Consider the following 16477-nt stretch of genomic DNA (forward strand, 5'->3'; position numbering starts at 1 on the left):
TTTCTCTTTAATGTTGCGCGAGTTTTAATGTCTATATTTTAAGCGGCTTTTGGAATTTGCGTTCCGGCATTGGCTTTAAACGGTAAATAGTTTTGGCATCAATGAACATTTCTTCGGCAGCTCTAGTGCCGTTTGCTGCAGGATCTCGAAGCAAATGAAGCATTGCCCCATCCCACTCGAGCACGTGCCCAATTACATCGTGATACTCTATTTTTTGCGTTCCATCGTTATTTTCTTCTATAATTTTGTATGTTCTTACTACTATGCGCGTGCCTGCAGGTATTCGCTGTGGTAGTGTAGTCAAGTTTTTTATACGTGTTTCCATAACATGCTCCTTGTTGTATTATGCATGTGACTGACGCGTATGGCAAACGTTTATAAAGTTACGCAAGGGTGATTAAGCATGGAAAATAAGCGAGTGGCTTCCAATAGTTTCGTAAATTTTCCTGCCAAATATGCGAGTTTAGTAGATGATTATATTGAGTACGCTAAGGCGAATAAAGGCTTGGGGGAGCGCACGAATCGGGCTTACGCAAGTGATATTAAACAGTGCTTAGCATGGTGTAATCGCCACGGTTTTAAAAATATTTCAGATCTTACTACAGATGATTTGCGCTCTTGGATGGCAGACGCTTCCAGAAATCATGCTCGTTCAAGCTTGGCTAGAAAAGTTGTTGCTGTGCGCGGATTTTTCGCATGGTGTCAGCATGTTGGGTTTATAAATAGTGATCCTGCAGAAATTTTGATGACTCCAAAAATTAAGAATGTTCTTCCATCTGTTTTAGATGAGTCTCAAGCAGAAGCTCTAATGAATAATATTGATTCTAAAGCTAATGATTCATCTTCGTGTAGCAAAAATCAGAAAGCTATTGAACTTCGCAATGCTGCAATTATTGAGCTTTTATATGCCACTGGCATTCGCGTTGGTGAGCTTACTGGCTTAAATATTCAAGATATTAATTTTTCCTCGCATACTATAAAAGTTACAGGTAAGGGAAATAAGCAGCGCGTTGTTCCTTTTGGAATTCCTGCCGCAAAAGCTTTATCTGCATGGCTTTCTAATAGCGGGCGAAAAATTTTATTGAAAGATTCTGAACAAACTGCAATATTTATTGGTGCTAGAGGCAAGCGCATTGATCAGCGATTAGTAAGACAAGTAGTTCATGATGCGGCTAAAAGTGCGCATGTTCCGGATATTTCTCCACACTCTTTGCGTCACAGCGCGGCTACACACATGCTTAACGGTGGGGCAGATTTGCGAGAAGTGCAGGAATTGTTGGGTCATTCTTCGCTTAATACTACTCAACGCTATACGCATGTTTCTATAGAAGCGTTGAAGCAGCGCTATTTACAAGCTTTTCCGCGTGCTTAAGTATCTGTATATTAGATGCATAATTTCTCGCTAATTAACAAGGCCTTTACATAATTTATTACATAATTTACATATATGTAATATATCTAGATTAGTAAAAAACAGTAAAAATTATTGATAAAATAGTAAATTTTTTAGTTTTTATGCGAAAAGATGGTGTTTTAATCAGTAATTTTTAGATATAAACAGTAAATTTTACAATTTACTTATGCTCTTGCAATGTTTGCAAAAATACGTATTATTGAATTTTAATCAACGAAGAGGCCTTGTCATTGGCTAAAAGAATCCATCTGGCAATAAAAACTAGATGGATTTTATTTTATTCATGACTTGGCTTTTTGTATTGATATAGCATCCTGCCTACCAGACGTTAGGAGAATAAATATGAAGAATAAGGCTTTAGCTTTTGCCGCTGCAGCCTGCTCGTTGGCCATGTTGCTTGGTGGCTGCGGCTCATCTGCTTCGAAGACTGCGCAGACAAACGGTGGAAAAGTTATTATTACCGTAAATAACACTGAGCCACAGAACGAATTGGTGCCTGGCAACATTAATGAAAACGCTGGTGCACGTCCTGCTATGTTGGTCAACTCAACGTTGGTCACTTTTGACGAAAAGGGCAACCCGGTAAATGAGGATGCTGAAAGCGTTACTCCAAACGCAGACGCAACTCAGTACACTGTTAAGCTTAAAGAAGGCAAGAAGTTCAGCGATGGTACTCCTGTTACCGCTGAAAGCTTCACCAAGGCTTGGAGCTTTGTTGCTAACGCTAAGAATGCACAGAAGTGCGCTTCCTTCTTCCAGACCATTAAGGGTTATGACGAATTGCAGAAGGAAGGCTTGAAGGGCGACGAACAGCTTTCCGGTTTGAAGGTTGTAGATAAGAACACCTTCACCGTTGACTTGAAGCAGCCAGATTCCGTGTTCCCAATTAAGGTTGGTTACTTGGCATTTGCTCCACTTCCTGAATCCTTCTACAAGGATCCAAAGGCTTATGGTGAAAAGCCTGTTTCCTCTGGCCCATACTTGTTCAAGTCTTGGGATCACAACAGGCAGATTGAGGTTGTAAAGAACCCAGCTTACGAAGGCCCTCGTAAGGCTCAGAATGACGGCGTTACCTTCAAGATTTACACCGATGGTAATGCTGCTTACCGTGACGTACAGTCCGGCAACCTTGATATGACCGATAACATTCCAGATACTGAAACCAGCAACTTCCAGAGCGATAGCACAATCACTGCTTACAACAAGCCTGGTTCTGTAATTCTTCAGTTCAGCATTGCTTCCAGCTTGCCACACTTCGATGTTAAGACTGAAGAAGGCCGCTTGCGTCGTCAGGCAGTTTCTATGTCTATCGACCGTAAGGCAATTGCTGAAAAGGTGTTGAACAAGACTGCTGCTCCTGCTAACGACTTCACTTCTCCAAAGACCCCAGGCTACGATCCTAATTTGAAGGGTAGCGAGCATTTGAAGTTCGATGCAAAGAAGGCTAAGGAATTGTGGGCTAAGGCAGAAGCAATTTCCAAGTATGATGGTCCTCTTACCTTCACCTACAATGCTGATAACGCTGTTGCTAAGTCTGTGTTCGATGCAGTTGTGAACTATGTGAAGAACAATTTGGGTGTTAAGGCAGAAACCACGCCAATCCCAACCTTCCAGGAGTTCCGCGATGCATGCACCAAGCGTAAGGTTAAGGGCGCATGGCGTGCAGGCTGGATGCCAGATTATCCAAGCCCAGAAAACTACTTGACTCAGCAGTTCGCTTCTGTTGCAGCTGATGGCAATGGTTCTAATGATGGCGATTACAAGAATCCAAAGTTTGATGAATTGCTTACCAAGGCTACTGCATCTTCCGATGCAAGCGAAGCAACTAAGCTTTATCATCAGGCTGGCGAAACCCTTCTTGAGGATCTCCCAACTGTACCACTGCTTTACATGAATGCTAAGGCTGTTATGAATCACAATTTGAAGGGATTCGTAATGGATTGGCAGAACATGCCACTGTACTACCAGCTTCATAAGTAAGATTTAAATCTTCATATGGAGTTTATATAAATTAATTTCATGATATTCAGAAAAATACTTAATTCTGATATCACCTCTCAATAATTTAATATCGCTTATAGCGAAATTGCTACTCCAGTTGAAGGAACGAAGGAATTAATCCAAAAATTTCTTCAACTGGAGTGGCGCTTTGTTGTTTTTGCGAGTAATTGTTAACAATTCAAGGAGAAGCCGATGGGTAAGTACATTCTGCGTCGAATTTTGCAGATGATTCCTGTTGTTCTCGGCACAACATTATTGGTTTATGCTTTAGTATTTGCTTTGCCGGGTGATCCGGTAAATGCAATGTTTGGCGATAAACCAGTTAATCCTGCTGTCGCAGCACAAATTCGAGCTAATTATAATTTAGATAAACCATTTATTATTCAATATTTACTGTTCTTAAAGAATGCGCTTACTCTTGACTTTGGCCAAACCTTTGCGGGTCAGCCTGTTATTGATGAGATTGGTCGTGCATTCCCTGTAACCATTCAGCTTGCTGTTATGGCATTCGCATTTGAAGCGCTGTTCGGTGTAACTTTCGGTATTATTTCTGGTCTTAAAAAAGGCAAATGGTACGATAGCGTAATTCTTATTGTTTCTCTGCTTCTTATTTCCGTACCAACCTTCGTAACTGGTTACGCTATGCAGTATTTGCTTGGTATTAAGTGGCATATTCTCCCTCCTAATGTAAGTAATGATCCTGGATTCTTAGATATGCTCACTCCTGCAATGGTTCTTGGATCTGTATCTATGGCATATGTAATTCGACTTACAAGGTCTGAAGTTTCGTCAAATATTGCTCTCGACTATGTTCGCACGGCTCGCGCTAAAGGCTTAAAAGAAGGCGCTGTTATTATTCGGCACATTCTTCGAAACTCTTTAATCCCAGTTGTAACGTTCCTAGGCCAGGATTTAGGCGCTCTTATGGGTGGCGCAATGATTACAGAAACAATATTTAATATTCACGGTATTGGCTTCCTTACTTATCAAGGTATTTTGAAGGGTGAAAGCAACCTGGTAGTTTCTGTAGTTACCTTGCTTATGCTGATTTTCGTAGTCAGTAATTTACTTGTTGATATCTTGTACGCGGCTCTTGATCCGCGAATTCGTTACGCGTAAGGAGAAGCATAATTATGCAAGAAAAAGTTGAGGAAAATTTGACTGCTGCAGATATTGCTCTTCCAGGACAGGAACGTTATGTTGCTTCCTTGGATGAAACTCCGTTACAAGAAGTTGATTCCGTTGACGAGTCTGCTCCTGCTACGAGCATGTGGGCTGATGCCTGGCGTACTTTGAGACGAAATCCTTTGTTTATTATTTCCGCAATATTGATTATTGCAATTTTATTTATTGCATTATTCCCAGGATTGCTCGTTAAGCACGATCCTATGTATTGCGTACTTAATAACTCTTTGATGCCAAGTTCTCATGGTCATCCTCTTGGATTCGATAAGCAGGGATGCGATATTTACGCTCGTGTTGTATACGGAACTCGCACTTCTGTAACAATCGGCATAATTGCTACAGCTTTGGTTGTTTTAGTTGGTTCTTTAATTGGCGCTATTGCTGGCTTCTTTGGAGGTTGGGTTGATGCTGTTCTTAGCCGCATTACCGACATCTTCTTGGCTTTGCCTATGCTTCTTGGCGCTATAGTTGTTCTTCAAATGTTTAGAACCACAAAATCAATGTGGAAAATAATTCTAGTTATGGTTCTATTTGGCTGGGTAAGTGTTGCTCGAATAGCTAGAAGTGCTGTTATGGAATCAAAGAATCTAGAATTTAACACAGCTTCTACAGCTTTAGGATCTAGGCCTATACGCAATCTCTTTAGGCACATTATTCCAAACTCTTTGGCTCCAATTATTGTTGTTGGCACAACTTCTCTTGGCTCCTACATTGTGTTGGAAGCAACACTTAGCTTCCTGGGTATTGGTCTGCCAACTACTACCGTGAGCTGGGGTGGAGATATTGCTACTTACAGCAGGTACTTCAATAACAGTCCAGAAGTATTGTTCTATCCGTCATTTGCGCTTGCTATTACAGTTCTTGCCTTCATTATGATGGGCGATGCTGTAAAGGATGCGTTGGATCCAAAGAGCCGTAAGGCGTGAAGTTAGCGTGGAGGAATAAAACTTATGAGCATTTCAACGCATAAAAATGTAGACGCTCTCGCTATGCAGCGTGAGCAAGGTCCATTGCTTGAAGTGAAAAATCTTCAGGTTGATTTCACTACTGATTCCAAGAAAGCTGTTCACGCTGTTCGAGACGCAAGCTTTAGTGTATATCCCGGCCAGTGGGTTGCAATCGTAGGTGAATCTGGTTCTGGAAAGTCCACTTCTGCAATGGCTGTTTTGGGTTTGCTTCCAGGAACAGGTCACGTTACTGGTGGTTCTATTAAGCTTAAGGGTCAAGAAATTAGCAACTTGAAACCAAAAGAGTTTGCTGCTTTGCGTGGTACCGCAATGGGCTTAGTACCTCAAGATCCTATGAGCAACCTGAACCCTGTTTGGCGTATTGGAACGCAAGTTAAGGAAGCTCTTCTTGCAAATGGTGTTGATGTAAGTCACGAGAAGCGTTCTGCTTTGGCAGAAGCTCTTGCAGGCGATGCCGTAGAAGTTAAAAGCAATGAGGACGAAACATTCCTTGGTTCTAAAGAATTACCGGAATTGATGAATGCTGCGCAAGAAGCTTTGTCTGAAGTTGTGCCTGAGTATCATAAGCTCAGCGAAGCTATGGAATACTACAAAAAAGAGTGGGTTCCAGGTTCCGAAACTCGTTGGCGCGTTGCAGATGACTTAATCAAGTATGGTGTGAACGACGACAAGGCTTGGGCAATTGCCAAAAAGTATGTTGTTGGAGCAAACGTTGACGATCGTATTGCAGGTTTGCTCGATGAAGCTGGTTTGCCAGATGCTGCAACTCGTGCACGTCAGTTCCCGCACGAGTTTTCTGGCGGCATGCGTCAGCGCGCGTTAATTGCTATTGGTTTGGCTTGCCGTCCAGATTTGCTTATTGCAGACGAGCCAACTTCTGCACTCGACGTTACTGTGCAAAAGCGTATTCTCGACCATTTGCATACGCTTACAGATTCGCTCGGAACTTCCGTTCTGTTCATTACTCACGATTTAGGTTTAGCTGCGGCTCGTGCACAGCACGTTGTTGTTATGTATAAGGGTCGCGTTGTTGAATCTGGTCCATCTTTGGATGTTTTGCAGCATCCACAGCATCCTTATACTAAGCGACTCGTTGCTGCGGCTCCAAGCCTTGCTTCTCAGCGAATCATTTCTGTTAAGGAGCATGGTGGTAATGCGGATAATTTGCTTGAGCATCACGTAGTGGGTGAGCAAACTCTTGAAAAGAGCGAGCACATTATTACAGTCGACCACTTAACTCGCGAGTTTAAGCTTCCACGTAAGAAGGAGCTTTTCAAGGCTGTTGACGACGTTTCGTTCTCTATTAAGCGCGGAACAACGTTGGCAATTGTGGGTGAATCCGGTTCTGGTAAGTCTACTGTTGCAAACATGGTTTTGCGACTTCTTAAGCCTACAAGCGGAACTGTTACTTACGAAGGCAAGAATATTGCTGACTTAAAGGGCGCGGATTTGCTTGATTTCCGTCGTCATGTTCAGCCAGTATTCCAAAATCCTTACGGTTCGCTCGATCCAATGTATTCGATTTATCGTTCTATTGAAGAGCCTTTGCGAATTCATAAGATTGGCGATAAAAAGAGTAGACATAATCGTGTGCGTGAGCTTTTGGACATGGTTCGTATGCCTGCTTCTGTTATGACTCGATTCCCGAACGAGCTTTCGGGTGGCCAGCGTCAGCGCATTGCGATTGCGCGTGCTATGGCTTTGGACCCGGATGTTATCGTTTGTGACGAAGCTGTTTCTGCTTTGGATGTGCTTGTGCAAGATCAGGTTTTGCACTTGCTTAACGATTTGCAGGCAGAGCGCGGATTAAGCTACTTGTTCATCACTCATGATTTGGCTGTTGTTCGACAGATTGCAGACGAGGTTGTTGTTATGCAGCACGGAAAGCTTGTTGAGCATGCCACAACCGATGAGGTGTTTGATCATCCGCAAAAGGAGTACACTCGCGATCTTCTCGACGCAATTCCTGGTGGAAACTTGGAACTTGGCTTGGATTAATTTAATCTAAATATTTAATCTAATCTAATAAAATAAAAATAAAGGTGCAGGGTTTATAACTTGGTTAATAACTGGGTTTATAAATTTCTGCACCTTAATTTTTGCTTTGTGCAGCGTGCATATTTGTGTAACGCGCATATTAGAGTTAGATTTATGATTACAATTACTACTTCAAACTTAAATGGTATTCGTGCGGCCGAGCGTAAGGGGATGCTTGACTGGTCCGATGCCCACACTCCTGACGTATGGTGCATGCAAGAAGTGCGCGCTCCGCAGGACGCAATCGACCCAATTATGACAAAAATTGAAATGGGGTATCGCGCATCTGAAAATATCGCAAATCCTTTAGAAAATGATAATTTTACTTATGCAAACGAAGTCTGCCGCGTAAAGGGTAGAGCTGGGGTAGCGCTAGTTACATCGCTTCCTGTAGTAACAAAGCGCTACGGCTTGCCAGGTTTAAGCGAGGATGTGGATTCTGGACGATGGATTGAAACCGATATTCGTACGCCTCAAGGTTATGAAATTACTGTTGCTTCAGTCTATGTTCACGCTGGAAACGTGGACGATCCGCAAAAAATGCAGCAAAAATTCCGCTTTTTAGACACAATGCTTACTCGCTTGGGTGAGCTTCGAGATGCAGCGGCAAGTGGTGGAAATCAGGCGATTTTATGCGGAGATTTTAATATTGCGCATACGCCGTTAGATATTAAAAACGCTAAAGCGAATGAAAAAAGTGCAGGATTCTTGCCGGAGGAACGCGCGTATATTGACCGTTGGATTAACGAGTATGAATTTGTGGACGTTATGCGCATGCTTGCAGGAGATATTCAAGGACCATACACTTGGTGGAGTCAGCGCGGCAAAGCTTTCGACAATAATGTTGGTTGGAGATTAGACTACCAGTTTGCAACGCCAGAAATTGCAGAAAGCGCTTGTGGTTTTGTGATTGATCGCGCTGAAAGTTATGAGGCAAGATGGTCGGATCACGCGCCTTTAACCATAAAATATGGTGTGTGATTATTAACCTACATTAAATGAAACTTAAGTAATAGTATTTGTTTATATGCATATTTTCAGTGCTTTGCTTGTGGTAATCTAATGAAGTTGAGCAATTTACGATGATTGGCATTATGCTTATTGTTGTGCTTGTTGTTTTAAGAAACGAGGAATAATGGGCTGGTTATTTGGCCGAAGTAAAGAAGTAAAATCTTCAAAAGATGTAGATGAAGTTGTAAAGTTAAAAACTGGTCCATGGGATTTCAACGATGAAGATGCTCCTGATTTCAGTGATTATCTTGATTTTGGCTCAATTTATATTCCATATTTCCAAGGTATAGAATTACGCGTAAAAAAGCAGCGCGAAAATGGTCAAGTAATTGGAGCAACAGTAACTTACGGGTCGTCAAGTGTTGAAGTTGAAGCTTTTGCTGCTCCGAAATCTACTGGTATTTGGAATGAAGTATGCAAAGACTTACTTGACGGAAATAGCCAAGCTTGCACCGCACAAGGCGAATTTGGAACTGAACTTTTGCTTCCTGTAAAAGTTGGAGAAAAGAGTATTACAACTCGTATCGTTGGAGTTGATGGTCCTCGCTGGATGCTTCGTGGAGTATTTTCCGGGCCTGCAGCAACAGAGTTGGCAGAAAATAATAATGAAACTAAGCAATTAGACGAATGGTTTAAGGGGATTGTTGTAAATCGTGGTGAAGAACCATTAGCTCCTCGCGATCTTATTCCTATGCACGAGCCATTAACTCGTGAAGAAAAAGAATCAGCACAGAAATTAGAAGAAAATAATGATGAAAGCAATAGTTCATCTGAAGAAAATGCTGATGACGCTTTAAAAAAAGAAGATAAGCCTTTAGGATACGATCAGCAAGTTGATGTAAAAACTACGCTTTCTCGCGGACCAATGTTTTCTGAGGTTAGATAGCAGTAAGTTAAGTAGCATAAGGATATCGTCTTGAAAAATAACACTTGTGGTAAAAAAAGTTCTGGGCTTGCTTCCCTTGCCTCTATTGGTTCTGATGGAAGAAACTTTTCTGTAATTGATTCCATAGGTGGCGTTCGAGGCGTAATCGAATCTATGCTGCCAGGCTTGCTGTTTGTTATTTGCTTTGTTGTAACACGAAATGTGCAAACAACAGTTATTGTGGCAGCTGTGATTGCTGTTTTGCAAGTTGTGGTTCGTCTTATTCAAAAGCAATCTCTTATGGGAGCAATTAGTGGACTTGTTTCCATTGCAATTTGCCTTATTTGGGTATGGACGAGTCATCAAGCGCGCGACTACTACATGATGGGCTTTATTACAAACGCTGTTTATGGTGTGCTTCTTGCGATTTCGCTGATTGTTCGCGTGCCTGCTTTAGGGCTTGTGATTGAGTCAATTCGCAAAATGCCTACGGAAAACTTTGGCGCGTGGCTGCACGAATGGCTTGATTACAGGCCACTTAAGCGCGCGTATATGTATGTTACCGGATTGTGGATTGGTGTTTTTGCTCTGAGACTGGTTTTGCAAGTGCCATTATATTTGACAAATCACGTTGTGTGGCTTGGCACGGTGCGTTTGATTATGGGATTGCCGTTCTGGGCGCTCGCAATTTGGGTTTCTTACTTGATTATTGCAACGCCGTTTATGAGATTGCATCATAAAAATCGCGAAGAAAAACAGAGCGAAGAAAAGCAGGTTGACGAAGATCAGAACGATGTAAATTCAAGTGAAGTAAAATCAGCTTAACAAAAATCAGCGTTAGAAAATCAGCGTTAGAAAATCAGCTTAACAAAACGCAAAACTAGGGGGTAGTTTATGCAAGTGACGATGCGAATCGAGCGATATGCGGATCAAGGAAGATGCGTAGGTCATCTTGACGGACGCGTTGTATTCGTGCGTTTTGCGTTGCCTGGAGAGTTGGTTGTTGTGCGCATGGATGAGCCGATGCGTGCAAAAGCGCACTTTTTTACTGGCGAAGTTGTGGAAGTTTTGGAGCCTAGCGCGTATCGTGTGGAGCCGCAATGGAAGCTCGCGGGTCCTTTAGCACAGGGCGGCGGAGTTGGAGGAGCGGATTTAATTCACGTTTCTTTGCCTGGTCAGATTCGTTGGAAGGCAGCCGTGATTGCTAATCAATTCCAGCGTTTAGCGCACATGGATGTTTCGGAAAGCGATGTTAGCGTTGAGCGCATTCCGGGGGATGAGGAGCTTAACGGATTTAATTGGCGTACGCGCATGGAGTTGGTTGCGGATGATGAAGGGCGATTGTCTATGCGAAAGCGCGAGTCGCATGAGCGCATTGCGATTGATACTATGCCACTTGCGTCGCGCGCGGTTTTGGCTATTGCGGATTCTTTGGACTTGTGGAATCGTTCTTTCTTGCCAAATGCGCAAATTCGTCTTGCTGTTCCAGAGCCTCGGGTTGAGGGTTTGGATTTTAATGACAAGGCTGCGCTTCTTGATGCGATTGGCGAAAATTATGCGCTTATAGTAAATGATGAGTTGATTGCAGGCTCGGCTTTGCTGCGAGAGCGCGTGCGCGTTGCGGTTGATGGTGATTCATCGCGTATGCGTACTTTTGACTACGATGTTGACGCGCGTGGTTTTTGGCAGATTCATCGCGCAGCTCCAGAGCATTTGGTGAACTACGTTTTGAGATTAGTTCGTTCTGCGCTTGGTGGGCGCACTAAGAATACGGTTTTGTGGGATTTGTATTCTGGCTCGGGTCTGTTTACGATTCCGCTTGCGACTTTGGCTAATGTTGGCGGAGATTCTTCTGGCGCTGCAGATTCCATTGGTTCTGCAGCACCAGCGCGCGTGCTTAGTATTGAAGGTGCGCCGATTGCTGTAAAGAATGCAAGGCGAAACATTGGGCGCGCAGGTCTTAGCAGGGATGTTGTTGAAGCGCTTGAAGGCGATGTTGCGCAAACGCTTGAATCGCAGGTGTTTAAGGCGAGTAAGTCGTCTAAGATTGTGCGTAGATTTGCGCATCCTGATGTTGTTGTGTTAGATCCTCCGCGTGCTGGTGCTAAAGCTCAAGTTTGTAAGCAGATTGCGAAGTCTGGAGCAAGAGCTGTTGTGTATGTTGCTTGTGATCCGACTAGTCTTGCTCGCGATGTTGGTACGTTTAGGGAGCTTGGCTACAGCGTTCAGTCTTTGCGTGCGTTCGACATATATCCCAACACTCATCACGTCGAGACTGTCGTATTGATGTCAAAGGCTTAATAGGTGGGTGCATTTTTGCCCTTGTGTAGCAGGGCTTAGCGAGAGTTATCGTTAAAAGGTTTAATGCAAAGCGGCTTTAAGCTGGGTTCTCGCGGTTTTTGAGCGTGTTTTGGCTGTTTGAGGAAACATGTCGACGCTCTAGGGTCGAGTGTACAAGATGGATAACGTTAAAAAGTGCACCCACTTTGCACCCACCCTGTGAAGTGGGAAAATATAGCTCAAAAGGTAAAATGAAACCTGATTATTAGTATGTGCACGAGGAGGTGCTTAAGGAATGGATAATAAGAAGTTTATCGCAGAGACGAAAGATGTTCGTTTAACGGTGAAACGCGCTGATACCTTTGGCGTGAGCTTTGTTAACTGTGAACAAGATATGTTGAGGGTTGAGGAAGCGCAAAATGTTATAAGGCTTATTCAAACTAAAAAAGTCTCAGCTTCGAATTGGCTGAGGTGGTTTACTCAGGGTATGCCTGAAATTGTTGTGAGTTTGCCACATGATGTGGAAGTTTGTGAGGTTGAATCTGATTCTAATCAAGTGCTCATCACGGATATTGAGATTGGTAAGCTTTATGTAGAAGTGAACAATGGCAAGGTAGAAGTTGTTAATTTGAAGGCGGATGATGTCTTTCTTAAATGTTATAATGGGTTGGCTTCAGCAACAAACGTAGAAGTAACTCATGTTTGTACGCTTGATACGTTAAATGGCATGAGTATTTTAGAAGGAACAATCACCAAGGATGCAAGCCTTGAAGTAGATTGTGAGAATGGTGTCACCGAGGTTTCAGATAAGAAGAAGGTAAATTGTAAAAACGATGGATTTGCGCATTACATGGTGCACTGTCTTAATGGGAAAGCTATTGCGAAGTAGCAGACATATAGATCAAAAAAGAAGCAATAAAACTTGATATAAGTTGGAATTAGAGCGTATATAGACATACCGATAAAGGAGGAAGCCGTATATGCTCTATGTAAAATTTGATGATTTCGAAGATGTTAGCGTCATGGGAAATGAGAAAGATCATGGAATGTTTATTCCGATTAAGGATGGGAATGTGTATGCTGAGTGCGAACGGTGCGGTGTAGTTGAAAGGATCACCTCACCATGCGAATTCATTGCTAGCACATTTAGGTCAAGAGTGAACTTCAATGAAGGTTATGAACTTTGCGAGAAGTGCTTGCAAGAGGTTGAGTTTGTTACTGTCGCTTTGAGAACTGGAAAATTACCTAATCGAGAATTGAAATGACTGAAAAGCAAAGCAGTGATAACCGTAGTAATACATGAAAAACTAAACGTTAAAAGGTGCACACACTTTGCACCCGGGCGGTAAATGATAATTTAGGGAGGCGTTTTATGTCAGTAATTAAAATTGAAAACCTCACTTTCTCATATTATGGATATGTAAAACCCATATTTAAAAATGTATCGTTTTCCTTTGATACAAACTGGAAAACGGGATTGATAGGAAGAAATGGAATCGGTAAATCAACTCTATTTAAGTTACTTTTAAATCAAGAAACTTATCAAGGTAAAATAAGCAAGGATGTTGAATTTATTAAATTTCCACCAAATATAAGCGATACTTCAAAATTAGGAATTGAGTTATATAAAGAACTAATATCAGATGATGAAGAATGGAAGTTATTTAGAGAACTCAGTTTGCTAAATGTAGATGAGAACCTTGTTTACAGAGAGTTTGAAACGCTTTCTAAAGGGGAACAAACAAAAATCCTTTTAGCTATTTTGTTTACAAGAGAAGATGGCTTTTTACTTATTGATGAACCAACAAACCATTTAGATATGGACGGAAGAAAAATTGTAAGTGAATATCTGAAAAGTAAAAAAGGATTTTTGCTTATATCTCATGATAGAGATTTTTTAGATGGTTGTATCAATCATGTTATTTCTATTAACAGGAATTCTATTGATGTCCAATCGGGAAATTTTACATCATGGTATGAAAACAAAGTGATGAAAGACCAATTTGAAATTAGTCAAAATGAGAGATTAAGAAAAGATATTAAACGATTAAAAGAGTCTGCAAGACAAAGTCAAATTTGGTCTGATAAAATTGAAAATACTAAAAATGGTGTAAAAGTATCAGGTGTAAAACCAGACAAAGGACATATAGGTCATCAATCAGCCAAGATGATGAAAAAATCTAAGAATTTGGAGAATAGACAAAACAAGGCAATAGAAGAAAAACAGAGTTTACTAAAAGATATCGAAACAAAGGAAAGTCTATTATTGCATCCATTACATCATCATAAAAATCCTCTAATATCGGTTAGCAATTTATCATCATGCTATGGAGAGAGACAGATCCTAAATAATGTAAGTTTCGAGATAAAGCAAGGCGACATAGTGGCTATATATGGGGGTAATGGTAGCGGAAAATCAACCTTGATTAAAATTTTATTAGGTATAAATCACGAGTATACAGGTGAGATAAAATTAGCAGGTAATTTAAAAATCTCGTATATTCCTCAAGACACATCTAATTTAACAGGTAGCCTAAATGAATATATTCACAAGCAAGATGTTGATGAAACATTGTGTAAAACAATTCTAAGAAAATTAGATTTTTCAAGAGAATTATTTGAAATGGATATGAAGAATTATAGTGATGGACAAAAAAAGAAAGTTTTAATTGCTGTAAGTTTCTCAAAGCCAGCTCATATATTTGTTTGGGATGAACCACTGAATTATATAGATGTAATATCAAGAATACAGATTGAGGAAATTATAAAAGAAGCAAAGCCTACACTCATATTTGTGGAACACGATAAGCGATTTGTAGAAGATATCGCTAATAAAATAATACAATTTTAAGTAAAATCCAAATCCCAGTTTGTAGTGCCTTAGACTTTTATCATCATACGACATTCCCCTTGTCAGCTTCTTTCCTGCAACGAACGTTAAGGCTCTTTTTTGATGCATGGTTATCATCAGGGTAGTCTTGAAACATGTGAGACTGTCGTATTGATGTCAAGGGCTGATTAGGTGGGTGCAAATTTGCCCTTGTATAGCAGGGTTTAGCGAGGGCTATCGTTAAAAGGTTTAATGTGCGGCGGCTTTAAGCTGGGTTCTCGTGATTTTTGAGTGCAGTTTGGCTGTTTGAGGGAAGATGTCGACGCTCTGGGGTCGAGTGCACAGGATGTTAACGTACTTCGCTTGCGTTGAAAGCACACTGTGCTTTCAACTTTGAGCAAGCTCAGCGAATCGAAGTGCATTCGCGAATTATATTTAATCGCTCATGCAAGTCGATTCGCCACTTTGCACCCAGCTGATGAAGTGGGGTTTTATAATTCTTCATGCTGAATTATTCTTTTCTTTTTTGAAATAATGGTGTTCAAAAAAGGAGTAGATAATAAGTATGCGCTATGGGTATGCGAGGGTGTCTACAAAGGATCAGTGTGTAGACAGACAGTTTAAGGCCTTGGAAGACAATGGCATTAGAAAAGGCTGTATTTATGTTGACAAGGCATCAGGGAAGGATTTCAACCGTAGAAATTATTTGAGATTGTTTAGACGTTTGAGATCTGGTGATGAGTTGTTTGTGAAGTCGATTGACCGTTTAGGTAGAAACTATGATGAGATTATTGAGCAGTGGAACAAAATCACGAAAGAAAAAGAAGCAAATATTGTAGTGTTGGATTGTCCTTTGCTGGATACGAGAAAACATGTAAATGGTGTAACAGGTAAGTTTATTGCCGATCTTGTATTGCAGATTTTATCGTATGTTGCTCAAGTTGAGCGAGAAAATATTCATCAAAGACAGATGGAAGGGATTCGTGTTGCCAGACAAAGAGGTGTGGTGTTTGGTAGGGCAAAGATTGAGCTTCCTGATGATTTTTATGCTGTGGCGACTAGGTGGCAGCGTGGACAGGTAAATTTGCGTGAGGGTGCAGAAATGCTTTCTGTTTCGCATACTACCTTTTCTAAGTGGCTACATGCAAGAAAAATTGAAAAAATTTGTAAATAAATCTAGGAATTAATTTACAAATAAATATTGCAAATCAACCCTACCTTTTTCTTGATTTTACTACGCTTGCTGACAAAAAGCCATTGTGTAAATTAAACCCTACTTTAGTTGCCATCAACATGAAAATGCGGGGTGAATAAATATGACAGCAAGAATAATAAAAAAATGGATGATCCTATTACTGGCGGTGGTCATGCTTATAAGCATGGCTCCATTAAATGTGAGTGCAAGTGCAAGTGCAAGTGAAACTGATAAGACTTATCAGGCGTATGATGCTAGTCAGCATAGAAAAGTTATAAGTGAAAATGGAACAACAGATTCAGAATGGTCCTTATGTATGGATCATCATAAACAATCTCCAGGAAAAACCGATGAAGCCACAGGGGAATATTCAAAAAACGAAAATGCTACGAAAGATACGTATGCTAGTAACGGTGGAAAAGGAGATTTTCAGAAAATCAAAAGGATGCTATTTTATAAATTAAAACATCCGGAACTTAATTATACAGTCTTACAAAATGAATATTACTATCAGCAAGACAATAAAAAAATTTATGATACAGATTATAGTCAAATCCCAGAATTGAACAAGCAAAAACAAGACTTAAGAACTTTTGCTGAGGATTCTTCTCATGATGATGAGATTAATAGCACAATGGAAGTTTTTATTTATAAATCAAAAAGCCCAGCGATGCAAAATTTAATTAGCGCG

The 16477-nt window shown here is 41.0% G+C and carries 15 protein-coding genes; 14 read left to right on the forward strand and 1 reads right to left on the reverse strand.

Features of this window, described 5'->3' with window-relative positions:
- Positions 1–31: 31 nt before the first annotated feature.
- Complete coding sequence (locus NG78_RS02700) at positions 32–325, reverse strand: DUF6725 family protein (RefSeq protein ID WP_004134596.1); 294 nt, start codon at positions 323–325, stop codon at positions 32–34.
- Positions 326–403: 78 nt separating this feature from the next.
- Here NG78_RS02700 and NG78_RS02695 point away from each other — a divergent pair, with 78 nt between their 5' ends.
- The 14 genes from NG78_RS02695 to NG78_RS02630 all read left to right on the forward strand — a co-directional run.
- Positions 404–1372, forward strand: a complete 969-nt coding sequence (locus NG78_RS02695; RefSeq protein WP_004134598.1) for a tyrosine recombinase XerC — start codon at positions 404–406, stop codon at positions 1370–1372.
- 384 nt (positions 1373–1756) lie between these two features.
- Positions 1757–3394, forward strand: coding sequence for a peptide ABC transporter substrate-binding protein (locus NG78_RS02690; protein ID WP_004134600.1), 1638 nt, complete (start codon positions 1757–1759; stop codon positions 3392–3394).
- A gap of 213 nt (positions 3395–3607) precedes the next feature.
- Complete coding sequence (locus tag NG78_RS02685) at positions 3608–4534, forward strand: ABC transporter permease (protein WP_004128653.1); 927 nt, start codon at positions 3608–3610, stop codon at positions 4532–4534.
- 14 nt (positions 4535–4548) lie between these two features.
- Positions 4549–5526, forward strand: a complete 978-nt coding sequence (locus NG78_RS02680) for an ABC transporter permease (protein ID WP_004134602.1) — start codon at positions 4549–4551, stop codon at positions 5524–5526.
- Between the two features lie 24 nt (positions 5527–5550).
- Complete coding sequence (locus tag NG78_RS02675; RefSeq protein ID WP_004134603.1) at positions 5551–7566, forward strand: dipeptide ABC transporter ATP-binding protein; 2016 nt, start codon at positions 5551–5553, stop codon at positions 7564–7566.
- A 153-nt stretch (positions 7567–7719) separates the two neighbouring features.
- The gene (locus tag NG78_RS02670) at positions 7720–8586 is read left to right on the forward strand and encodes an exodeoxyribonuclease III (protein WP_004134604.1); all 867 of its coding nucleotides are present in this window, start codon (positions 7720–7722) and stop codon (positions 8584–8586) included.
- A 154-nt stretch (positions 8587–8740) separates the two neighbouring features.
- Positions 8741–9502 carry a DUF3710 domain-containing protein gene (locus NG78_RS02665; RefSeq protein ID WP_004134605.1) on the forward strand — a complete coding sequence of 254 codons (762 nt, stop codon included), beginning with the start codon at positions 8741–8743 and terminating at the stop codon, positions 9500–9502.
- 30 nt (positions 9503–9532) lie between these two features.
- Positions 9533–10306: a DUF3159 domain-containing protein gene (locus NG78_RS02660; RefSeq protein WP_004134608.1), complete on the forward strand. Its 774-nt coding sequence runs from the start codon at positions 9533–9535 to the stop codon at positions 10304–10306.
- Positions 10307–10375: 69 nt separating this feature from the next.
- A complete protein-coding gene (locus tag NG78_RS02655) occupies positions 10376–11782 on the forward strand; it encodes a class I SAM-dependent RNA methyltransferase (RefSeq protein ID WP_004134609.1) in 1407 nt (468 codons plus the stop codon).
- Between the two features lie 274 nt (positions 11783–12056).
- Entirely contained in the window at positions 12057–12650 is a 594-nt protein-coding gene (locus tag NG78_RS02650) for a DUF4097 family beta strand repeat-containing protein (RefSeq protein ID WP_004134611.1), read from the forward strand.
- Positions 12651–12741: 91 nt separating this feature from the next.
- A complete protein-coding gene (locus NG78_RS06205) occupies positions 12742–13026 on the forward strand; it encodes a hypothetical protein (RefSeq protein WP_004114737.1) in 285 nt (94 codons plus the stop codon).
- Between the two features lie 107 nt (positions 13027–13133).
- A complete protein-coding gene (locus tag NG78_RS02640) occupies positions 13134–14612 on the forward strand; it encodes an Lsa family ABC-F type ribosomal protection protein (RefSeq protein WP_004113321.1) in 1479 nt (492 codons plus the stop codon).
- A 544-nt stretch (positions 14613–15156) separates the two neighbouring features.
- Complete coding sequence (locus tag NG78_RS02635) at positions 15157–15765, forward strand: recombinase family protein (RefSeq protein ID WP_004128639.1); 609 nt, start codon at positions 15157–15159, stop codon at positions 15763–15765.
- Positions 15766–15907: 142 nt separating this feature from the next.
- Positions 15908–16477: hypothetical protein (locus NG78_RS02630; protein ID WP_004134614.1), on the forward strand; the 570-nt coding region annotated here is incomplete at its 3' end.

It is taken from the genome of Gardnerella greenwoodii 00703Dmash (assembly GCF_000263635.1).
Classification (GTDB): domain Bacteria; phylum Actinomycetota; class Actinomycetes; order Actinomycetales; family Bifidobacteriaceae; genus Bifidobacterium; species Bifidobacterium greenwoodii.

Coding starts and splice junctions, on each gene's coding strand:
- NG78_RS02680 (WP_004134602.1), top strand. CDS start 4,549: ATGCAAGAAAAAGTTGAGGAAAATTTGACTGCTGCAGATATTGCTCTT.
- NG78_RS02640 (WP_004113321.1), top strand. CDS start 13,134: ATGTCAGTAATTAAAATTGAAAACCTCACTTTCTCATATTATGGATAT.
- NG78_RS02650 (WP_004134611.1), top strand. CDS start 12,057: ATGGATAATAAGAAGTTTATCGCAGAGACGAAAGATGTTCGTTTAACG.
- NG78_RS02675 (WP_004134603.1), top strand. CDS start 5,551: ATGAGCATTTCAACGCATAAAAATGTAGACGCTCTCGCTATGCAGCGT.
- NG78_RS02635 (WP_004128639.1), top strand. CDS start 15,157: ATGCGCTATGGGTATGCGAGGGTGTCTACAAAGGATCAGTGTGTAGAC.
- NG78_RS02670 (WP_004134604.1), top strand. CDS start 7,720: ATGATTACAATTACTACTTCAAACTTAAATGGTATTCGTGCGGCCGAG.
- NG78_RS02665 (WP_004134605.1), top strand. CDS start 8,741: ATGGGCTGGTTATTTGGCCGAAGTAAAGAAGTAAAATCTTCAAAAGAT.
- NG78_RS02700 (WP_004134596.1), bottom strand. CDS start 325: ATGGAAACACGTATAAAAAACTTGACTACACTACCACAGCGAATACCT.
- NG78_RS02685 (WP_004128653.1), top strand. CDS start 3,608: ATGGGTAAGTACATTCTGCGTCGAATTTTGCAGATGATTCCTGTTGTT.
- NG78_RS02695 (WP_004134598.1), top strand. CDS start 404: ATGGAAAATAAGCGAGTGGCTTCCAATAGTTTCGTAAATTTTCCTGCC.
- NG78_RS02690 (WP_004134600.1), top strand. CDS start 1,757: ATGAAGAATAAGGCTTTAGCTTTTGCCGCTGCAGCCTGCTCGTTGGCC.
- NG78_RS02655 (WP_004134609.1), top strand. CDS start 10,376: ATGCAAGTGACGATGCGAATCGAGCGATATGCGGATCAAGGAAGATGC.
- NG78_RS06205 (WP_004114737.1), top strand. CDS start 12,742: ATGCTCTATGTAAAATTTGATGATTTCGAAGATGTTAGCGTCATGGGA.